The organism is Streptomyces fumanus (assembly GCF_014655295.1).
GTDB lineage: Bacteria > Actinomycetota > Actinomycetes > Streptomycetales > Streptomycetaceae > Streptomyces > Streptomyces fumanus.
In genome coordinates this window covers 148,387-167,478 of record NZ_BNBI01000010.1, presented here as the reverse complement: position 1 = coordinate 167,478, position 19,092 = coordinate 148,387, and the positions used below count along the sequence as shown (strand labels likewise).

Below are 19,092 nucleotides of genomic sequence, written 5' to 3'. Positions count from 1 at the left end.
GGCCCTCTGGAAGCGAATCGACGGGGATGGGAAAGTCCGCAGGGGGGTATGCCAGGAAGGGAACGGGATCTTCCGCGCATGAGGAACGAGCAGGCGCATTCATGCCGATCCGGTGCGCTGCGGGCGAGCCTAGTGCGACCGGATCATCGCCGTGTCGTCTTCGGCAACCACCTGAAACGGGCACCGGGGCGGGAGTAGCCTCGGGCCCATCTGCACGCGCGGCATCGGGTCGAACACGTAAAGTATCCACGGACGGACGTGCGATAGTCACTCACCGTGACGAGTGAAAGACCGGCCCCGGACATGACGCGGGCGCCCGAGCCTGGTGACTCGGGCGCCCGAAAGCATCCCGCGAAGCGACGCGACACGACGCGCCCCGACCCGACGTGGCCGGCGCACACCACCGCGGCCGTACGCGGGCGGTACGCGAGCGGTACCCCGTACCGCTCAGCCCCGCGCAGGCCGTACCGCCGCGCCTACCCCACCGACGAGTAGGCCACGACCCCCCGCAGCAGCCCGTCGACCGCCTTGCGGGCGTTCTTCGGCACCGTCGAGTTCTCGCCGGGCGCGGCGGCGGCGATCTGGCCGAGGACGTCGATGACCTGCTTGCACCAGCGCACGAAGTCACCGGCCGGCATCTCCGCCTCGCGCAGCACCTCGTCCAGGCCCTTGCCGGACGCCCACATGTAGGCGGCCCAGGCGAAGCCGAGGTCGGGTTCGCGCTGGCCGACCCCCTCGCTCTGGGTGATCCGGAACTCCTCCTCCAGCGCGTCCAGCCTGCCCCAGATCCGGACCGTCTCCCCCAGCGCGGCCTTGGCCTTGCCGGAGGGCACCTTCGGCGCCATCGCCTCGTCGGCCGCCCGGGACTCGAACACCAGGGCGGAGACGCAGGCGGCCAGTTCGGCCGGGCCCAGGCCCTCCCAGACGCCCTCGCGCAGGCACTCGCTGGCCAGCAGGTCCAGCTCGCCGTAGAGCCGGGCGAGCCGCTTGCCGTGCTCGGTGACCTCGTCGCCGCGCAGATAGTCCAGCTCGGTCAGCAGCGCCACGATCCGGTCGAAGGTCCGGGCGATGGTGTTGGTCCGGCCCTCGATCCGCCGCTCCAACTGGGAGGTGTCGCGCAGCAGCCGGTGGTAGCGCTCGGCCCACCGGGCGTGGTCCTCGCGCTCGTCGCAGCCGTGGCACGGGTGGGCGCGGATGGCCTTGCGGAGCTGGGCGATCTGCCGGTCGTCGGCCGCCTGGGAGCGCTTCTTGCGGGCCCGCTCGGGCGGGATGTGCCCCGCCTTGGTGCGCAGCGCGGAGGCGAGGTCGCGGCGGGACTGCGGCGAGCGCGGGTTGAAGGACTTCGGGATGCGCATCCGCTCCAGCGCCTCGACCGGCACCGGGAAGTCGATCGACGCCAGCCGCTTGACCTGCCGCTCGGCGGTCAGGACCAGCGGGCGGGGCCCGTCGTGGTGCTCGAAGCCGCGGTGGCCGTTGGACCGCCCGGCGGGCAGCCCCGGGTCCAGCACCAGGGCGAGCCCCGCGTACTTGCCCGTCGGTACGTGGATGACGTCGCCCGGCTTCAGCTTCTCCAGCGCCACGGCGGCCTCGGCGCGGCGCTGGGCCACGCCCTGCCGGGCCAGCTCGGTCTCGCGGTCCTTCAGCTCCCGGCGCAGCCGCGCGTACTCCTCGAAGTCGCCGAGGTGGCAGGTCATGGAGGCTTTGTAGCCCTCCAGTCCCTCCTCGTTGCGCTGCACCTGCCGGGAGATCCCGACCACCGACTTGTCGGCCTGGAACTGCGCGAACGACGTCTCCAGCAGCTCCCGCGAGCGGTGCCGGCCGAACTGCTCGACCAGGTTGACCGCCATGTTGTACGAGGGCTTGAAGCTGGAGCGCAGCGGATACGTGCGGGTGCCCGCGAGCCCGGCGAGGTGCTCGGGGTTCATACCGCGCTGCCAGAGCACCACCGCGTGGCCCTCGACGTCGATGCCGCGGCGGCCCGCGCGGCCGGTGAGCTGCGTGTACTCGCCCGGGGTGATGTCGGCGTGCTGCTCGCCGTTCCACTTGACGAGCTTCTCCAGGACCACCGAGCGGGCGGGCATGTTGATGCCGAGGGCGAGGGTCTCGGTGGCGAAGACGGCCTTGACCAGTCCCCGCACGAACAGCTCCTCGACGACCTCCTTGAAGGTCGGCAGCATGCCCGCGTGGTGGGCGGCGATGCCGCGCTCCAGGCCCTCCAGCCACTCGTAGTAGCCCAGGACGTGCAGGTCCTCCGGCGGGATGGCGGCGGTGCGCTCCTCGACCAGGGCGCGCACCCGCTCCCGCGCGGCGTCGTCGTTGAGCCTGAGGCCCGCGTACAGGCACTGCTGGACGGCGGCCTCGCAGGCGGCGCGGCTGAAGATGAAGGTGATCGCGGGGAGCAGGCCCTCGGCGTCGAGGCGTTCGATGACCTCGGGGCGGCTCGGTGTCCAGATCCGCGAGCGCTGCCGGCGCTCGCGCTCCCGGTCCGCCTCGCGCATGTGCCAGCCGCGCCGCCGGTCCTGGTACGAGGGGCGGCTCGCCTCCAGGCGCGCCATCCGCGTCAGGTCCGGGTTGACGGCCTTCTTGTGGCCCTCGGCCTCCTCGAACAGGTCGTACATCCGGCGTCCGGCCAGGACGTGCTGGAACAGCGGTACGGGCCGGTGCTCGGAGACGATGACCTGGGTGTCGCCGCGGACGGTGTCGAGCCAGTCACCGAACTCCTCGGCGTTGGACACGGTCGCCGACAGCGACACCAGGGTCACGGACTCGGGGAGGTGGATGATCACTTCCTCCCAGACGGCGCCGCGGAAGCGGTCGGAGAGGTAGTGCACCTCGTCCATGACCACATAGCCGAGGCCGAGCAGGGTCTGCGACCCGGCGTACAGCATGTTGCGCAGGACCTCGGTGGTCATCACGACCACCGGGGCGCCGGAGTTCACGCTGTTGTCGCCGGTGAGCAGGCCGACCTTGTCGGTGCCGTAGCGGCGGCACAGGTCGGAGTACTTCTGGTTCGACAGCGCCTTGATGGGGGTCGTGTAGAAGCACTTCTTGCCCTGCTGGAGGGCGAGGTGGACGGCGAACTCGCCGACGATGGTCTTGCCGGAGCCGGTGGGTGCCGCCACCAGCACGCCCTTGCCGGCCTCCAGCGCCTGGCACGCCTCGATCTGGAAGGGGTCGAGGCCGAAGTCGTACATCTCGCGGAAGGACGCGAGCGCGGTGGCCTGCTCGGCGGCCCGCCTGCGGGCCGCCGCGTACCGCTCGGCCGGGGAGAGATCCTCTGTCATCGTGCTTTCGAGCGTACCGGGCCGCACTGACAACAGGACGATCATTATCCGGATCGGGGCGCGCGGGGCGCCGGACCGCGCCGCCGGGGCGCGCGGTCCGGGAAGGCGTCACGTCACGTCGTCGTACCCGTTGACCCGGTCGGTGCGGGACTGCTCGGGCAGGGCGGGGGCGCTGGTGGTGACGGGTTCGATCTCGCCGATGTCCTCGGGGGTGAGGTCGAGGTCGGAGGCTTCGTCGTCGGCGGGGCCCAGGGCCTCCTGCCGGCGCCTGCGGCGGTCGTTCAGCAGCGAGAAGAGGACCGCTGCGAAGTACAGCACCCAGATCGGCCCGGCCAGCAGCAGCATGGTCACCGGGTCGGTGCTCGGCGTGGCGATGGCCGCGAAGAGGGTGATGCCCATGATCATCCCGCGCCACCAGCCGAGCATCCGCTTGCCGGTGAGCACACCGGTGAGGTTGAGGAAGACCAGCAGCAGCGGAAGCTCGAAGGAGAGGCCGAAGACGAGCACCATGCGCAGGACGAGGTCGAGCAGGTCGTCCAGCGGCAGCAGGTTGGTGGTGTTGCCCGGGGTGAAGTCGAGCAGGACCTTCGCCGTGGTGGGCAGGACCGAGTACGCGAAGTAGGCGCCGATGACGAACAGCGGGGCGCCGGTGGCGACGAAGGCGTAGGCGTACTTCTTCTCGTGCCGGTGCAGACCGGGGGCGACGAACGCCCAGAGCTGGTACAGCCAGACCGGGGAGGCCGCCACGACACCGGCCATCAGCGACACCTTCAGCGCCAGGGTGAAGGGGGTGAGCAGACCGTTGATGGTGATCTGCGCGCAGGGCTCGCCCGACGTCGACTTCGCCAGTTGGTCGAACGTCTTCTCACAGCCGACCGATTCGAGGATCGGCCGGGTGATCATGTTGATGATGTCGGTGTAGAAGAAGGCGGCGACGATCGTGACGGCGACGATCGCCAGCAGCGCCTTCGCGAGCCGGTTGCGGAGCTCACGAAGGTGTTCCGCGAGGGGCATCCGCCCCTCGGGATCTCTCTCCTTGTTGCGGGCAGGCTTCAGCAACCCACGTTCCCATCTCGTGCGGGCGGGCCGGAGGTCACCGGCCCCGCGTCAGCGCTTGGTCGTGTCCGTCGGCTCGGTGACCGGGCGGGAGCTGGTCACGTCGCCGGGGGCGGCCTGGATGGTGCGCTGCGACGCGGACTGCTCGCCGGTGGCCGGCGGGTCGGCCGGGGCGGCGGACTTGTTGTCGTCCTTCATCGCCTTGGCCTCGCTCTTGAGGATGCGCGCGGACTTGCCGAGCGACCGCGCCATGTCGGGAAGCTTCTTCGCGCCGAACAGCAGGATGATGACGACGAGGATGAGAATGATCTCGGGGGCGCCGAGCCTTCCGAACATAAGTCTTTACCTTCTCACCGAGGCGGCTGGGTGGGGGTGCTGTCCGGCCGGTCGGACCTGCGTCTGAACGGCCGTGTTGTGCAGCGATCGTAACGCTCGGGGGTAAACGTGAGGCAATCCCCGTGCGTACTCCCGTCCGCGACCGGGCCTCGTTTTCCGGTCCGCGACCAGCAGCGTACCTGTCCGGTCCGGCCGGATGACAGGGCGAAGCGGCCCGGAACACGCGTCAGCGGGGTCCCGTGGACCGCCCGGTTCCGGCGCACCGGCCGCGGGCCTGGCGCTTCCCGGGGCGCGCCGCCCGGCCTGCCGGATGCGTCACAGCGCGTCCACGGCCCGGCCCGCACTGGCGGCGGCCCGCTCCAGGTCCTCCGCGGCCCGGTTGATCCGGCGGGTGGAGTCGGCGACCTGCCGGCCCAGCCTCTGCGCCTCGACGAACACCCGTACGGCGAGCACCCCGAGAACGGCGAGACCCAGAAACCCCATGGCAATCGCGAGCATCGGCCAGAACATGGGCACGAGCCTAGACCGTCGGGCGCCCCGGCCGTGCACCGGTGCTACGCGGTGGAGTGCAGCCGCAGGGTGCGCACCCCGCCGCCGGTGAGCAGCTCCACGATCCGCTCCCCCGCCGGCTTGCGGACGGTGGTCCGGCAGTCGGGGCAGGTGAACGAGTAGAACGTGGTCCGGCTGGTGGCGCCGATGGCCAGCCGCAGGGCGCTCGCGGCCAGCTCGAAGCGGCCCCGGCAGTCCGGGCAGCCCGCCCGGAACACCACCGGCGGCACGCTCGTCATCCCCGCGAACGCGGACGCCACCGTCATGCCCGGCCCGCCGGGCCCCGCCGACTCGCTCAACGCGTCTGCTCCTGCCTGTCGTCCTGCCCGTCCTGGACCGCGGGCCCCACCGGCACCGCCGGGGCGCGGCCCGCCGCCACCGCCTCGATCCCGTCGTACGCCGCCAGCGCCTCGCGGGCCGCCCGCCGGGCGCTGTCGGCCAGCTCGGGCGGCGCCGTGATCCGGCCGTCCCGTCCGAGCCGCAGCGCCAGGCGCTTGAGCGAGGCCGGGTCGGGGGTGCGCAGGGTGATGCGCAGCCCGCCGTCGGCCAGCTCCTCGGCGCTGTCGTGCGGGTAGTACTCGGCGACCCAGCGGCCGCCCGGCCCGACCTCGATGACGACCTCGGGGTCCTCGGCGGCGGGCTGCACCAGGGCCTCGGACAGGTCCCGCAGCTCTACTTCCGGCGGCGCGGAGGGCTCGTCCAGGATCTTGATCTCGGCGACCCGGTCGAGCCGGAAGGTGCGCCGGGCCTCGGAGCGCCGGCACCACGCCTCCACATAGGTGTGGCCGACGCTGACCAGGCGGATCGGGTCGATCTCGCGCTCGGTGACCTCGTCGCGGGCCGGTGAGTAGTAGCGGATCCACAGGCGGCGCCGCTCGGAGATGGCCCGGTCGACGTCGGCGAAGACGCCGCCCTCCGACTCGAAGGTCACCGACAGCCGGGAGCTGGCGCCGGCCGCCTCGCCGGCCGCGGCCTCCACCTTGGCGGTGGCCCGCAGCAGCGCCTGCCGGTCGCTCTCGCGCAGGCCGGGCAGGGTGGCCACGGCACGGGCGGCGACCAGCAGGGCGGTGGCCTCGTCGGCGGCCAGGCGCAGCGGCTCGGCGGCGTCGGCGCCGAGGGCGGCCGGGTTGTGCCACCAGATGCGCTCGCCGTCGGTGTCGATGTCGAGCAGGTCGCCGCCGCGGAAGCTGGTGCCGCACATGGGCAGCACGTCGAGGTCGGAGACCAGCTCGTCCTCGGTGACGCCGAAGGCGCGCGCCACGTCCTCGATCCGGGCGCCGGGCCGCTCGCGCAGATAGGTCACCAGGGAGAGCATCCGCCGGGTCTGGTCGATGGCGCTCGTGGGCCTGACCGGTTTGCCTGCCACTGTGTTGTCCGCTCCCCCTCAGCCCTTGGCCACGGCACGCAGCCGGTCGACCACGTCGGCCCGCAGCTCGGCCGGCTCCAGGACCACCACGTCGGGCCCGAACTCCACCAGCCAGGCGTCCAGGCCGTGCCCGTACGGAATCTCCAACTCGTCCCAGCCGTCGCCGAGTTCCCGCACCGCCGTGGCCTTCGCTCGAAGGGGGTAGCCGGCGCCCGCGCGCAGCCGGATCAGCGCGGAGCGGTCGGCGGTCTCCCCCGCCCAGCCCGCGACGGTCTCACGGACGGTGACGACATCGGGCACCGGCGCGGTGAACCGCCCGGCGCGCGAGCGGACCTTGCCGGTGATCCGGGAGAGCCGGAAGACGCGCTCGGCACCGCGGTCGCGGTCGAAACCGGCCAGGTACCAGTGGCCGCGCCAGCACTCCAGCGCCCAGGGCTCGACGTGCCGGGTCTCGGGGTGGGCGGCGGTGGCCTTGCGGTACTCGAAGACGACCGGGCGGCGGTCGCGGCAGGCCAGCATCAGCGGCTCGAAGGCCGCCTCGTGCACGGGGATGCGCGGTTCCAGGGCGCTGTGCGCCTCGTAGGGGTCGACGTCCTCGGGCAGTCCGGCGGCGCGCAGCTTCTGCAGGGCGCCGCTGGCCGCGCCGGCCAGCCGGGCCTGCTGCCACACCTTGGCGGCCAGGCCCAGGGCGGCGGCCTCCTCGGCGTCCAGGGTGATGGGCGGCAGCCGGTTGCTGTCCCGGCGGGCGAGGTAGCCGACCTCGCCGTCGAGGCTCTCGACGGTCTCGATGACCAGGCCCAGTTCGCGCAGGTCGTCCTTGTCCCGCTCGAACATGCGGTTGAAGGCGTCGTCGGAGCCGGAGGCGGGCTGGTCGGGTCCGAGGGGCGCGCCGCCGCCCGGCCCGAACGCCTCGACGTAAGCCTCGATGGACTCGCGCAGTTCGCGCTTGCTGAGCGGCCGGCGGGTGCCCAGCAGGCACAGCGCCAGGTTCATCAGCCGCTCGGCCTTGGCAATGGCCATCGACGCCCTTCGCCTCCTTGTCGTCCCTTTGACCGTGACCGTACCGCCCCGGGGTGTCGTGGCAAAAGCCGAGGGCCCATGCCCGGACAGGCATGGGCCCCGGCCGATCGTCTCCGATCGGATCCCGCACCGGCCGGTACGCGGACCCGCGCACCCGCGGGGGGTGGTGCGGCCGTCAGACCCCGAGGAGGTCGACGACGAAGATCAGCGTCTCGCCGGGCTTGATCGCCGGGGTCGGGCTCTGGTTGCCGTAGGCGAGGTGGGCCGGGATGGTCAACTGGCGGCGCCCGCCGACCTTCATGCCCTGCACGCCCTGGTCCCAGCCGGCGATGACGCGGCCGGCGCCCAGCGGGAAGCGGAACGGAGTGCCCCGGTTCCAGCTCGCGTCGAACTCCTCGCCGGTGGAGAAGGCCACGCCCACGTAGTGGACGGTGACGGTCTGGCCCGCCTGCGCCACCGCGCCGTCGCCCTCCCAGATGTCCTTGATCTCGAGGTCCGCCGGGGGCTCGCCGCCCGGGAAGTCGATCTCGGGCTTGTCGATGCTCACGTTTCTAGCTCCTGCTTGTCTGCGGAAAGGCAACGGGCCAAGTCTTACATCCCCGGGGCGTCACATCTTGGCCAGGATGTCGACCGAGAAGACCAGGGTGGAGTCCTTCTCGATGCCGCTGCCGTCGGGCGGGCTGTCGCCGTAGCCCAGCTTCGGCGGGATGACGATGAGGACGCGGCTGCCGACCTTCTTGCCGGTCAGGCCCTGCGCCCAGCCCTTGACGACCTGCTGGAGCGAGAACGACGTCAACTGCTTGCGGCTGTACGTGGAGTCGAACTCCTTGCCGCTGTCCCAGATCACGCCCTTGTACTGCACCAGGACGCTGTCCTCGGCGCCCACCTCGGCGCCGTCGCCCTCCAGGACGTACTCCGCGACCAGCTTCGTGGGCGCGTCGGTGTCGGGCACCTCGATGGAGGGCGCCTTGCCGTCGGTGTTGGTGCCGACCTTGGGCAGCGCGGTGTCGTCCTGGGCGACCTCCTCGCCCTCGGCGGAGCTCTTGGCGTTGAAGCTGTCCCGGACGTCGACGACGAAGACCAGCGTGTCGGTGCCCTTGATGCCCGCCTGCTCGTTGCCCTGCTCGCCGTAGCCCCAGGCGGGCGGGACGGAGAACAGCAGGCGGCTGCCGGTCTTCTTGCCGGTGAGCGCGTACCGCCAGCCCTCGATGATGCTGCCCTGGGCCAACTGGAGGGCGAGCGGGGTGCCCCGGTCGTAGGAGTTGTCGAAGACCTTGGCGGTGGACCAGATCTGGCCGAGGTAGTTGGCCACGACGAAGTCGTTCTCGGCGATGCTCTTGCCGCCGCCGGCGATGACCGTCTTCACCGCGAGCTGGCCGGAGGGGTCGCCGGGCCCCTTGGCCACGGTCGGCTTCTGGTCGAACTTCGTGCCCTTGGTGATCTCCGGCAGCGGGCCGTCGACGATCTTCGGCGGCGGCGCCGAGGAGCTGGCCGACGCCGAGGGCGAGGGGCTGTCACTGGCCTTGCTCCCCTCGCCACCGTCGTCACCGCATGCGGCGAGGGTGGCCAGTCCGGTGGGTACGGCGATGAGGAGTGAGCGTCGGCGCACGATGGGGGCCTCGTAATCGGTCGATCTCGGCTGATGGCGTGCGCGCAACTCTACGGCGTGAGAAGGGCGCCGTACGAGGAACGTACGGCGCCCGTGTGGCGTTCCGGCTTTTCCGCCGGTCGCCTACATGCCGGCGATCAGCTTCTCCACGCGGTCGTCGACGGAGCGGAACGGGTCCTTGCACAACACCGTGCGCTGGGCCTGGTCGTTGAGCTTGAGGTGGACCCAGTCGACCGTGAAGTCGCGGCGCTGCTCCTGGGCCCGCCGGATGAAGTCGCCGCGCAGCCGGGCCCGAGTGGTCTGCGGGGGCACGGACTTGCCCTCGAAGATCTTCAAGTCGTTGGCGACCCGGGCGGCCTGGCCCTTCTTCTCCAGCAGGTAGTACAGGCCACGGCGGCGGTGGATGTCGTGGTAGGCGAGGTCTATCTGGGCGACCCGCGGATGCGACATGGTCATGTTGTGCTTGGTGCGGTACCGCTCGATGAGCTTGTACTTCATGACCCAGTCGATCTCGGTGTCGATGCGGTCGAGGTCCTCGGACTCGATCGCGTCCAGGGTGCGGCCCCACAGCTCCAGCACCCGCTCGACGGTGCCGGTGCGGATGCCCCGGCGCTCGCAGAAGTCCACGGCCTTCTCGTAGTACTCGCGCTGCACCTCCAGGGCGGAGGCTTCGCGGCCGCTGGCCAGGCGCACCTTGCGTCGCCCGGTGATGTCGTGGCTGACCTCGCGGATCGCCCGGATGGGGTTCTCCAGGGTGAGGTCGCGCATCACCGTGCCGGCCTCGATCATGCGCAGCACCAGGTCGGTGGCGCCGACCTTGAGCAGCATGGTCGTCTCGGACATGTTCGAGTCGCCGACGATGACGTGCAGCCGGCGGTAGCGCTCGGCGTCGGCGTGCGGCTCGTCGCGGGTGTTGATGATCGGCCGGGAGCGGGTGGTCGCCGAGGAGACGCCCTCCCAGATGTGCTCGGCGCGCTGGCTGACGCAGTACACCGCACCGCGCGGCGTCTGCAGCACCTTCCCGGCGCCGCAGAGCAACTGCCGCGTCACCAGGAACGGGATCAGGATGTCCGCGAGCCGGGAGAACTCCCCGTGCCGGGCCACCAGGTAGTTCTCGTGGCACCCGTAGGAGTTGCCCGCCGAGTCGGTGTTGTTCTTGAACAGGTAGACGTCGCCCGCGATTCCCTCCTCGTGCAGGCGTCGTTCGGCGTCCACCAGGAGTCCTTCGAGAATGCGCTCGCCCGCCTTGTCGTGGGTGACGAGTTCGATCACGTTGTCACATTCGGGTGTGGCGTATTCCGGATGTGATCCGACGTCGAGATAGAGGCGGGCGCCGTTGCGCAGAAAGACATTGCTGCTGCGGCCCCATGACACGACACGGCGGAAGAGGTACCGCGCCACCTCGTCAGGCGACAGGCGGCGCTGTCCCCTGAACGTGCACGTGACGCCGTACTCGTTCTCCAGCCCGAAAATGCGGCGGTCCATGACTGAACATTACGCCCGATCCCCGGAACTGAAACGGGGTTCGACGGCACGGTTCGGATCATTTTCCGATGAAGCCGCAACCACCTCTTGCCGCGCGGGAGCTGCGAGGACCCGCCCGGTGGCGGTCAGCACCAGCAGGGACACGGCTCCCGCGGCACCCGGCACGGCGAAGCCCCACAGCGCCCCGCCGGCCTCGACCACCGGCCCGGCGAGGCCCGTTCCGACCGAGGCGCCCACGGTGAACGTGGTCACCAGCCAGGAGAACGCCTCGGTGACCGTCCCCCGGGGCGCGTGCCGGTCGACCAGCACGAAGGCGCAGGCGATGGCGGGCGCCAGGAAGAGCCCGGCGACCACGGTGAGCAGCACCATCGGGACCACGCCCGGCATCAGCGTCAGCGGTACGTAACACACCGCCAGCAGGGCCACCAGCGCGCGCAGTCTCCGCGCGGGCTCCCCGGACCACTGGCGCGCCCCGTACCCGGCGCCGCCGATCAGCGCGCCGAGCCCGAGCGCGGCCATCAGCCAGCCGTACACGGCGTCGCCGCCGTGGTCGTCCGCGTACGGGACGGCGGCGACGGTGATGGACCCGAGCGCGGTCCCGACGAACAGGAAGGCGCCGAGCAGCGCCAGCAGCCCCGGGGAGCGCAGCGCGCCCAGCCAGTGCGCCTCGCGCGGCGCCGACCGCCACGCGCGCGAGGGGGGCGACACGACGACCGAGAGGGCGCCGAGTATCCCGATCACGTTGAGCACCAGCAGCGCGGTCTGCGCCGACCACAGGGACACGCACAGCGTCACCAGCAGCGGCCCGACGGTGAACATGACCTCCTGGGCGACGGCGTCCATCGCGTACGCCGTGTGCACCTGGCCCTCCTCGGGCAGCACGCTGGGCCACAGCGCCCGCAGGCCGCCCTCCAGCGGCGGGGTGAACAGGCCGGCGGCGGCCACCGCCGCGTAGGCGACGGCGACCGGGTCGGTGCCGGCGAAGGCGAACACGGCCATCGCCGCGCCGGACAGCAGCGCGGCGGGCACCTGCACGCGCGGCTGCCCGTACAGGTCGACCAGCCGGCCGAGCACCGGCTGCCCCACCGCGTTGGCCACCCCGTAGACGGCCGCCAGCGCCCCGGCGAGGCTGTAGGTGCCGCCCTCCGCCCGGACGAACAGCACGACGGCGATCGCCGCGGTGGCGTTGGGCAGCCGGCCGACGAGCGTGCCGACCAGCAACCGGACGGCGTGCCGCGCCCGGAGGATCTCCAGATACCCCGTGGCCACCCTCGACTCCTCTCGCCGACACCGGAGGTTTTACGTATAACTAGCGCCCCCATACGTACCATGGCCGCTGTTCGGGAGTCCAGACGAAGGAGCGGGCCCACGGTGGCACGAGGCAGCACACGCCCCACGAGCCGGGACGTCGCCCAGGCCGCCGGCGTCTCCCAGGCCGCGGTCTCCCTGGTGCTGGGCGGCAAGTGGCGCGGGCGGGTATCCGAGCCCACCGCGGAGCGGGTCCGCCGGGCCGCCCGGGAGCTGGGCTACCGGCCCAACCTGGCCGCCCGCAATCTGCGGCTGGGCCGCACCCGGACGGTGCTGCTGGTGGTCCCGGCGCTGACCACGGAGTTCTTCGCCGGGGTCTACACGGGCGCCGCCCGGGTCGCCGCCGAGCACGGCTTCGGCGTGGTGCTCTACCCCTCGCCCGAGGGCATCGGCCCGGCCCGGGACCCGTTCGCCTCGGCGCAGGCCGCGCTGGACGGGGTGCTCGCCTCCTCAATGGCCGCCGACGCGCTCACCGCGATCCGCGGCGACCAGCTCCCGCTGGTGATGCTGGACAGCGACCCGGCGGGCAGCCTGGGCGCGGCCACGGTGAACCTGGACATCGCCGACGGCGTCCGCCAGGTGGCCGCCCATCTGCTGGGCCTGGGCCACCGCCGCTTCCTGCACCTGGCGGCGGACGTGCCGTCCTGGACCTTCCGGGTACGGGCCCGGGAACTGGCCGCCCGCCTCGGCGCGGTGCCGGGCACCGAACTGCGCACGGCCCGCGCCCCGCTGTCGATCGAGGGCGCGCTGGCGGCCACCGAGGCCGCGCTGGCCGGGGCCGGGGCGGCCCGGCCCACGGCCGTGGTCTGCGACGACGACAAACTCGCCGCCGGTGCCTACAAGGCGCTGCGCCGGCTCGGGCTCCGGGTCCCGGACGACGTCTCCGTCACCGGTCTGGACGACCTCGCGCTGGCCACGGCCATCGACCCGGAGCTGACGACGGTCCGCCTGGACGCGGAGCTGTTCGGCGAGCGCGGCATGCGGGCGCTGCTCGCGGTGCTGGAGGGCCGTGCCCCCGAGGCCGGCGACATCCCGGTGGACCTGGTGGTACGGGGGTCCACCGCGCCCCCGCGGTGACCCGGCCGCCCGGTACCGGGCGGCACGGCGTCACTCCTGCCCGGGGTCGCCCCCGGGGCGGGTCACTCCTCCTCGGAGCCGCTCTCCGCGGCCGGGGTCCCGTCCGCGGACGCCTGGTCCAGGAGCCGCGACAACTGGCCCCCCGTGATCCGCTTGAACTTGCGCTTCTGCGGGCGGGTGCGGTCCAGCACCGCCACCTCCAGCCGCTCGGCGGGGATCTCCCGCTGGCTGCCGTTGGTGTCCCGGGAGAGGGCCTGCACCGCCAGGTGCAGCGCCTCCGCCAGCGTCATGCCGTCGCGGTGCCGCTGGTCGAGGTAGCCGCTGATCTGCTCCGCGTTGCCGCCGACCGCGACCGAGCCGTGCTCGTCCACGATCGAGCCGTCGTGCGGGAGCCGGTAGATCTGGTCGCCCTCGGGCGTCTCCCCGACCTCGGCGACGACCAGCTCCACCTCGTACGGCTTCTCGGCCGCGCTGGAGAAGATGGTGCCCAGCGTCTGCGCGTAGACGTTGGCCAGGCCCCGGGCGGTCACGTCGTCCCGGTCGTAGGTGTAGCCCCGCAGGTCGGCGTAGCGCACCCCGCCGATGCGGAGGTTCTCGTACTCGTTGTACTTGCCGGCCGCGGCGAAGCCGATCCGGTCGTAGATCTCGCTGAACTTGTGCAGCGCGCGGGACGGGTTCTCGCCGACGAAGACGATGCCGTCGGCGTACTGGAGCACGACGAGGCTGCGGCCCCGGGCGATGCCCTTGCGGGCGTACTCCGCCCGGTCCGCCATGGCCTGCTGGGGTGAGACATAGAACGGCGTCGACACCGGTTATCCGTCCCTTTCTGTCGAAGTCACTGGATCACCTGACAACAAAAACGGCCGCCCGCTACAGCAGCGCGGCCCGGGGGCCGTCGGGCTGCTCCAGCCGCCGCTCCAGCACCGAGCGGGCGATGCCGGACGACTCGTCCTCGGTGAGCCTGCGGAAGCCGTCCTCGGTGATCACGGTGACGATGGGGTAGATCCGGCGGGCGACATCGGGACCACCGGTCGCCGAGTCGTCGTCTGCCGCGTCGTACAGGGCCTGCACCACCAGCGTGGTGGCCTGCTCCTCGCTCAGGTCGTCACGGAAGAGCTTCTTCATGGCACCGCGCGCGAAGATCGATCCCGATCCGGTGGCGGCGAAGTGGTGCTCCTCGGAGCGACCGCCCGTCACGTCGTACGAGAAGATGCGGCCCTTGCCGCGGTCCACGTCGTACCCGGCGAACAGGGGGACCACGGCGAGGCCCTGCATGGCCATGCCGAGGTTGGACCGGATCATCGTCGACAGGCGGTTGGCCTTGCCCTCCAGGGACAACTGGGCGCCCTCGACCTTCTCGAAGTGCTCCAGTTCGAGCTGGAAGAGCTTCACCATCTCCACGGCCAGGCCCGCCGTGCCGGCGATGCCGACCGCCGAGTACTCGTCGGCGGGGAAGACCTTCTCGATGTCCCGCTGGGCGATGACGTTGCCCATGGTGGCGCGCCGGTCACCGGCCAGGACCACGCCGCCGGGGAACGTCACGGCCACGATCGTGGTGCCGTGCGGGGCCTCGACGACGCCCTGCACGGGCGGCAACTGACGCCTGCCCGGCAGCAGCTCCGGCTGGTGCTCGGCGAGGAAGTCCATGAACGAGGAGGACCCCGGCGTCAGGAAGGCAGCCGGCAGACGCCCGGTGCTACGAGTGTTGGCTTCCACGCGATTCCTTCCACGTATGCGACAGCCCGCCGTAGGACGCCGGGCCGATCCTTCGACCGCCCCAGCGGCCTGACGGCTGGGGCTCAGGTATGCCACGGACCCTACCCGCCCCGGGGCGGTGATCCACATACCCGGTGGAAGCCACGGAAACGCCCCACGGCCCCCCGGCGGAAGCCGCGTGCGGCACGGCCGGGACCGCGCCGCACGCGACTGCTCGCACTCCGCTCACGCACTGCTCGTCCGGCCCGCGGACCGCAGGGACGAAGGCAGGCGCGGCCTACTGGCCGCCCTTCTGCACGAAGGACCGCACGAAGTCCTCCGCGTTCTCCTCCAGGACGTCGTCGATCTCGTCGAGGACGGAGTCCACGTCGTCGCTCAGCTTCTCCTGGCGCTCCTTGAGGTCCTCGGAAGCCTGCGCGTCCTGCGCCTGCTCCTCGGCCTCCTCGGTGGAACGCGTGGCCTTCTGCTGCCCGCCGCCGGTGTCCTTGGTCGCCATCACCCTCACCCCGCTCGGTTCGCCCGACACAGTTGCTCGGTCAAGATCAGACCCTACAAGCCCGGTCTGACATCGGCCCCGTGCTTCCCTCAACGCACGGGAGCCATCTCGATGATTCCCGGACCGGGGCTTTTCACCCCGTCCGGCCTTGCCCGCCCGGGTACCCGCTCAGTGCCCGGACAGCACCCTGACCAGGTCCTCCGCCGTACGGCAGCGGTCCAGCAGCTCCTTGACGTGATTACGCGTTCCGCGAAGCGGTTCCAGGGTTGGGACGCGCTGGAGGGAGTCCCGGCCCGGCAGATCGAAGATCACCGAGTCCCAGGAGGCCGCCGCCACGTCGTCCGCGTACTGCTCCAGGCAGCGCCCGCGGAAGTACGCGCGGGTGTCCTCCGGGGGCTGGGTGCGGGCCCGCTCGACCTCGCTCTCGTCCAGCAGCCGCTTCATGCGCCCGCGGGCCGCCAGCCGGTTGTAGAGGCCCTTCTCGGGGCGCACGTCGGCGTACTGGAGGTCGACCAGGTGCAGCCGGGGGGCGTCCCAGTCCACGTCGTCGCGGCGCCGGTAGCCCTCCATCAGCTCCCGCTTGGCCACCCAGTCCAGCTCGCCGGAGAGGCTCATCGGGTCGTTCTCCAGCCGGTTGAGGGTGTCCTCCCAGCGGGCCAGGACGTCCTTGGTCTGGTCGTCGGCGTCCGCGCCGTAGCGCTCCTCCACGTACTTGCGGGACAGCTCGAAGTACTCCATCTGGAGCTGGACCGCGGTGAGTGTCCGGCCGCTGCGCAGGGTGACCAGGCGCTTGAGGGTCGGGTCGTGGGAGACCTGGTGGAGGGTGCGGACCGGCTGGTCGACGGCCAGGTCGACGGCGATGAAGCCGTCCTCGATCATCGACAGGACCAGGGCGGTGGTGCCCAGCTTGAGGTAGGTCGAGATCTCGGACAGGTTGGCGTCGCCGATGATCACGTGCAGCCTGCGGTACTTCTCCGCGTCGGCGTGCGGTTCGTCGCGGGTGTTGATGATCGGGCGCTTGAGCGTCGTCTCCAGCCCGACCTCGACCTCGAAGTAGTCGGCGCGCTGGCTGAGCTGGAAGCCGTGCTCGTGGCCGTCCTGGCCGATGCCGACGCGGCCGGCGCCGGTGACGACCTGGCGGGAGACGAAGAACGGCGTCAGGTGGCGCACGATGTCCGAGAAGGGGGTCTCCCGCTTCATCAGGTAGTTCTCGTGCGTGCCGTAGGAGGCGCCCTTGTTGTCGGTGTTGTTCTTGTACAGGTGGATCGGCTGCGCCCCGGGCAACTGGGCGGCCCGCTCCGCGGCCTCGGCCATGATCCGCTCGCCGGCCTTGTCCCAGAGCACGGCGTCCCGCGGATTGGTGACCTCGGGCGCGCTGTACTCGGGGTGCGCGTGGTCGACGTAGAGCCGGGCACCGTTGGTGAGGATCACGTTGGCCAGGCCGATGTCCTCGTCGGTGAGCTGGCTGGAGTCGGCGGCCTCGCGGGCGAGGTCGAAGCCTCGCGCGTCCCGCAGCGGATTCTCCTCCTCGAAGTCCCAGCGGGCCCGCCGGGCCCGGTGCATCGCCGCCGCGTAGGCGTTGACGATCTGGGACGAGGTGAGCATGGCATTGGCGTTGGGGTGACCGGGGACGGAGATCCCGTACTCCGTCTCGATGCCCATTACTCGCCGTACGGTCATGCGGCCCTCCTTGCCCGGCGGCGCCCTCGGTCGTGGACGCCGCTCAAGTACCGCTGGCGCTCCGGTGCGTGTGCGGTGCCCGTCCCCGCACTGCGCGACTCGGCGGTACGAGAGAGACTAGAACGCCTTTGCGCTGGTGGGGAGATCATTTGCGTCATTGCCTTGCTCCAGCCGTGGCCCTGTAAAACAGTCGGCTGCGGGTACCCGCCGAGGGCACCCGCAGCCGCCCCGCTTTTACAGGTACTGACCGGTGTTCGCCACCGTGTCGATGGAGCGTCCGGTGTCCGCGCCCTGCTTTCCGGTGACGAGCGTACGGATGTAGACGATCCGCTCGCCCTTCTTTCCGGAGATGCGGGCCCAGTCGTCCGGATTGGTGGTGTTGGGCAGGTCTTCGTTCTCCTTGAACTCGTCCACGCACGCCTGGAGGAGGTGGGAGACGCGCAGGCCCTTCTGGTTCTTCTCCAGGAAGTCCTTGATCGCCATTTTCTTGGCGCGGCCCACGATGTTCTCGATCATGGCGCCGGAATTGAAGTCCTTGAAGTAGAGGACTTCCTTGTCGCCATTGGCGTAGGTGACCTCCAGGAAGCGGTTCTCCTCGGATTCGGCGTACATCTGTTCCACCGCCGTCTGGATCATGCTCTGGACGGTGGCGGCCCGGTCCTTGCCGTGCTCCGCGAGGTCCTCCTCGTGCAGCGGGAGGCGCTCGGTCAGGTACTTGCCGAAGATGTCCTTGGCCGCCTCGGCGTCCGGACGCTCGATCTTGATCTTCACATCCAGCCGGCCGGGCCGCAGGATGGCCGGGTCGATCATGTCCTCACGGTTGGAGGCACCGATCACGACCACGTTCTGCAGGCCCTCCACGCCGTCGATCTCGGCGAGGAGCTGCGGGACGATGGTGTTCTCCACGTCCGAGCTGACGCCCGAGCCGCGGGTGCGGAAGAGGGACTCCATCTCGTCGAAGAAGACGATGACGGGGGTGCCCTCGCTGGCCTTCTCCCGGGCCCGCTGGAAGACCAGGCGGATCTGCCGCTCGGTCTCGCCGACGTACTTGTTCAGCAGCTCGGGGCCCTTGATGTTGAGGAAGAAGCTCTTGCCGGCGGCCTGGCCGGTCACCTCGGCGACCTTCTTGGCCAGCGAGTTCGCGACCGCCTTGGCGATGAGCGTCTTGCCGCAGCCGGGCGGCCCGTAGAGCAGGACGCCCTTGGGCGGACGCAGCTCGTGCTCCTTGAACAGGTCGGGGTAGAGATACGGGAGCTCGACCGCGTCGCGGATCATCTCGATCTGTCCGCCGAGGCCGCCGATCTGCTCGTAGCCGATGTCGGGGACCTCTTCGAGGACGAGTTCCTCGACCTCGCTCTTGGGGACGACCTCGTAGACGTACCCCGAGCGGGGTTCGAGCAGGAGGGCGTCGCCGGCGCGGATGGTGACGTTCCGCAGCGGCTCGGCGAGCCGGACCACTCGTTCCTCGTCGGTGTGCCCCAGCACCAGGGCGCGCTCGCCGTCCTCCAGGATCTCCTTGAGGGTGACGATGTCGCCGACGCTCTCGAACTCCATGGCCTCGACCACGTTGAGCGCCTCGTTGAGCATCACTTCCTGGCCGCGCCGCAGCTCGTCGAGCTCGACGCTGGGGCTGACGTTCACCCGGAGTTTGCGGCCTCCGGTGAAGATGTCGGCCGTGCCGTCCTCGTTGGCCTGCAGGAAGACGCCGAAGCCGGCCGGTGGCTGGGCCAGCCGGTCGACCTCCTCCTTGAGGGCCACGATCTGGTCGCGGGCCTCACGGAGCGTGTTGGCCAGTCGCTCGTTCTGGGCGGACACGCCGGCCAGGTTGGTCTGCAACTCGACGATCCGCTCTTCGAGAATCCTCGTGTGCCGCGGAGAGTCGGCGAGCTTGCGTCGCAGGACGGCGATCTCCTGCTCGAGATAGGCAATCTGACCGGTCGGGTCGTCGGACCCGCGTCCCGGGCGGATGCCGCGGTTCATGTCGTCGTCGTGGGCTGCCACGGTCCTCACCTCCTCCAAGGGGAGCTGGACGCTTCCAGACCCTACCTGGGTGGGTGTCGATTGAAACCCCTAGATCACAAAGACGGTCGGGGTGTGTCCGATCTTCACC

Annotated in this window: 17 protein-coding genes; 1 reads left to right on the top strand and 16 read right to left on the bottom strand. The window is 71.0% G+C overall.

The genetic code is table 11. The features are described from left to right. Window positions 1–476 precede the first annotated feature (476 nt). From IE316_RS22875 to IE316_RS22825, 11 genes are all read right to left on the bottom strand, one after another. On the bottom strand, window positions 477–3,329 hold the full coding sequence (locus tag IE316_RS22875) for a DEAD/DEAH box helicase (RefSeq protein ID WP_190206316.1): 2,853 nt from the start codon (window positions 3,327–3,329) through the stop codon (window positions 477–479). A 63-nt stretch (window positions 3,330–3,392) separates the two neighbouring features. Next, the gene (tatC, locus tag IE316_RS22870; RefSeq protein ID WP_190206315.1) at window positions 3,393–4,343 is read right to left on the bottom strand and encodes a twin-arginine translocase subunit TatC; all 951 of its coding nucleotides are present in this window, start codon (window positions 4,341–4,343) and stop codon (window positions 3,393–3,395) included. A 48-nt stretch (window positions 4,344–4,391) separates the two neighbouring features. Then, on the bottom strand, window positions 4,392–4,676 hold the full coding sequence (tatA, locus tag IE316_RS22865) for a Sec-independent protein translocase subunit TatA (protein ID WP_190206314.1): 285 nt from the start codon (window positions 4,674–4,676) through the stop codon (window positions 4,392–4,394). 315 nt (window positions 4,677–4,991) lie between these two features. Continuing rightward, window positions 4,992–5,186, bottom strand: coding sequence for a G protein-coupled receptor family protein (locus tag IE316_RS22860; RefSeq protein ID WP_190206313.1), 195 nt, complete (start codon window positions 5,184–5,186; stop codon window positions 4,992–4,994). 44 nt (window positions 5,187–5,230) lie between these two features. Further along, on the bottom strand, window positions 5,231–5,524 hold the full coding sequence (locus tag IE316_RS22855) for a hypothetical protein (protein WP_190206312.1): 294 nt from the start codon (window positions 5,522–5,524) through the stop codon (window positions 5,231–5,233). Beyond that, a complete protein-coding gene (locus IE316_RS22850) occupies window positions 5,521–6,591 on the bottom strand; it encodes a helix-turn-helix transcriptional regulator (RefSeq protein WP_229910523.1) in 1,071 nt (356 codons plus the stop codon). The genes IE316_RS22855 and IE316_RS22850 overlap by 4 nt, the downstream gene beginning before the upstream one ends. An 18-nt stretch (window positions 6,592–6,609) precedes the next feature. Continuing rightward, entirely contained in the window at window positions 6,610–7,611 is a 1,002-nt protein-coding gene (locus IE316_RS22845) for a helix-turn-helix transcriptional regulator (protein WP_190206311.1), read from the bottom strand. Window positions 7,612–7,786: 175 nt separating this feature from the next. After that, window positions 7,787–8,158, bottom strand: coding sequence for an FKBP-type peptidyl-prolyl cis-trans isomerase (locus IE316_RS22840; RefSeq protein WP_190206310.1), 372 nt, complete (start codon window positions 8,156–8,158; stop codon window positions 7,787–7,789). A gap of 60 nt (window positions 8,159–8,218) precedes the next feature. After that, on the bottom strand, window positions 8,219–9,220 hold the full coding sequence (locus tag IE316_RS22835; protein WP_190206309.1) for an FKBP-type peptidyl-prolyl cis-trans isomerase: 1,002 nt from the start codon (window positions 9,218–9,220) through the stop codon (window positions 8,219–8,221). A gap of 123 nt (window positions 9,221–9,343) precedes the next feature. After that, the gene (gene pafA, locus IE316_RS22830; RefSeq protein ID WP_190206308.1) at window positions 9,344–10,705 is read right to left on the bottom strand and encodes a Pup--protein ligase; all 1,362 of its coding nucleotides are present in this window, start codon (window positions 10,703–10,705) and stop codon (window positions 9,344–9,346) included. A gap of 9 nt (window positions 10,706–10,714) precedes the next feature. Further along, on the bottom strand, window positions 10,715–11,974 hold the full coding sequence (locus IE316_RS22825) for an MFS transporter (protein ID WP_190206307.1): 1,260 nt from the start codon (window positions 11,972–11,974) through the stop codon (window positions 10,715–10,717). A 102-nt stretch (window positions 11,975–12,076) separates the two neighbouring features. On the opposite strand from IE316_RS22825, the gene IE316_RS22820 reads away from it, so the two are divergent. Next, window positions 12,077–13,090 (top strand): LacI family DNA-binding transcriptional regulator, encoded by a 1,014-nt coding sequence (locus tag IE316_RS22820; protein WP_190206306.1) that lies wholly within the window; start codon window positions 12,077–12,079, stop codon window positions 13,088–13,090. Between the two features lie 62 nt (window positions 13,091–13,152). On the opposite strand, the gene prcA is transcribed toward IE316_RS22820, so the two are convergent. The 5 genes from prcA to arc form a co-directional block, all read right to left on the bottom strand. Then, complete coding sequence (prcA, locus tag IE316_RS22815) at window positions 13,153–13,899, bottom strand: proteasome subunit alpha (protein ID WP_190206305.1); 747 nt, start codon at window positions 13,897–13,899, stop codon at window positions 13,153–13,155. A 61-nt stretch (window positions 13,900–13,960) separates the two neighbouring features. Beyond that, entirely contained in the window at window positions 13,961–14,806 is an 846-nt protein-coding gene (gene prcB, locus IE316_RS22810) for a proteasome subunit beta (protein ID WP_190206304.1), read from the bottom strand. A 277-nt stretch (window positions 14,807–15,083) separates the two neighbouring features. Then, window positions 15,084–15,302, bottom strand: coding sequence for a ubiquitin-like protein Pup (locus IE316_RS22805; protein ID WP_073729588.1), 219 nt, complete (start codon window positions 15,300–15,302; stop codon window positions 15,084–15,086). Window positions 15,303–15,470: 168 nt separating this feature from the next. Continuing rightward, window positions 15,471–16,982, bottom strand: a complete 1,512-nt coding sequence (gene dop / locus IE316_RS22800; RefSeq protein WP_351055691.1) for a depupylase/deamidase Dop — start codon at window positions 16,980–16,982, stop codon at window positions 15,471–15,473. A gap of 234 nt (window positions 16,983–17,216) precedes the next feature. Continuing rightward, window positions 17,217–18,983 carry a proteasome ATPase gene (gene arc, locus IE316_RS22795; RefSeq protein WP_190206303.1) on the bottom strand — a complete coding sequence of 589 codons (1,767 nt, stop codon included), beginning with the start codon at window positions 18,981–18,983 and terminating at the stop codon, window positions 17,217–17,219. Window positions 18,984–19,092: the final 109 nt, after the last annotated feature.

What these genes read in the sequence shown, in the direction of transcription:
- tatA (WP_190206314.1), bottom strand. Translation starts at nt 4,676, where the DNA reads ATGTTCGGAAGGCTCGGCGCCCCCGAGATCATTCTCATCCTCGTCGTC.
- IE316_RS22845 (WP_190206311.1), bottom strand. Translation starts at nt 7,611, where the DNA reads ATGGCCATTGCCAAGGCCGAGCGGCTGATGAACCTGGCGCTGTGCCTG.
- pafA (WP_190206308.1), bottom strand. Translation starts at nt 10,705, where the DNA reads ATGGACCGCCGCATTTTCGGGCTGGAGAACGAGTACGGCGTCACGTGC.
- IE316_RS22860 (WP_190206313.1), bottom strand. Translation starts at nt 5,186, where the DNA reads ATGTTCTGGCCGATGCTCGCGATTGCCATGGGGTTTCTGGGTCTCGCC.
- dop (WP_351055691.1), bottom strand. Translation starts at nt 16,982, where the DNA reads ATGACCGTACGGCGAGTAATGGGCATCGAGACGGAGTACGGGATCTCC.
- IE316_RS22875 (WP_190206316.1), bottom strand. Translation starts at nt 3,329, where the DNA reads ATGATCGTCCTGTTGTCAGTGCGGCCCGGTACGCTCGAAAGCACGATG.
- IE316_RS22805 (WP_073729588.1), bottom strand. Translation starts at nt 15,302, where the DNA reads ATGGCGACCAAGGACACCGGCGGCGGGCAGCAGAAGGCCACGCGTTCC.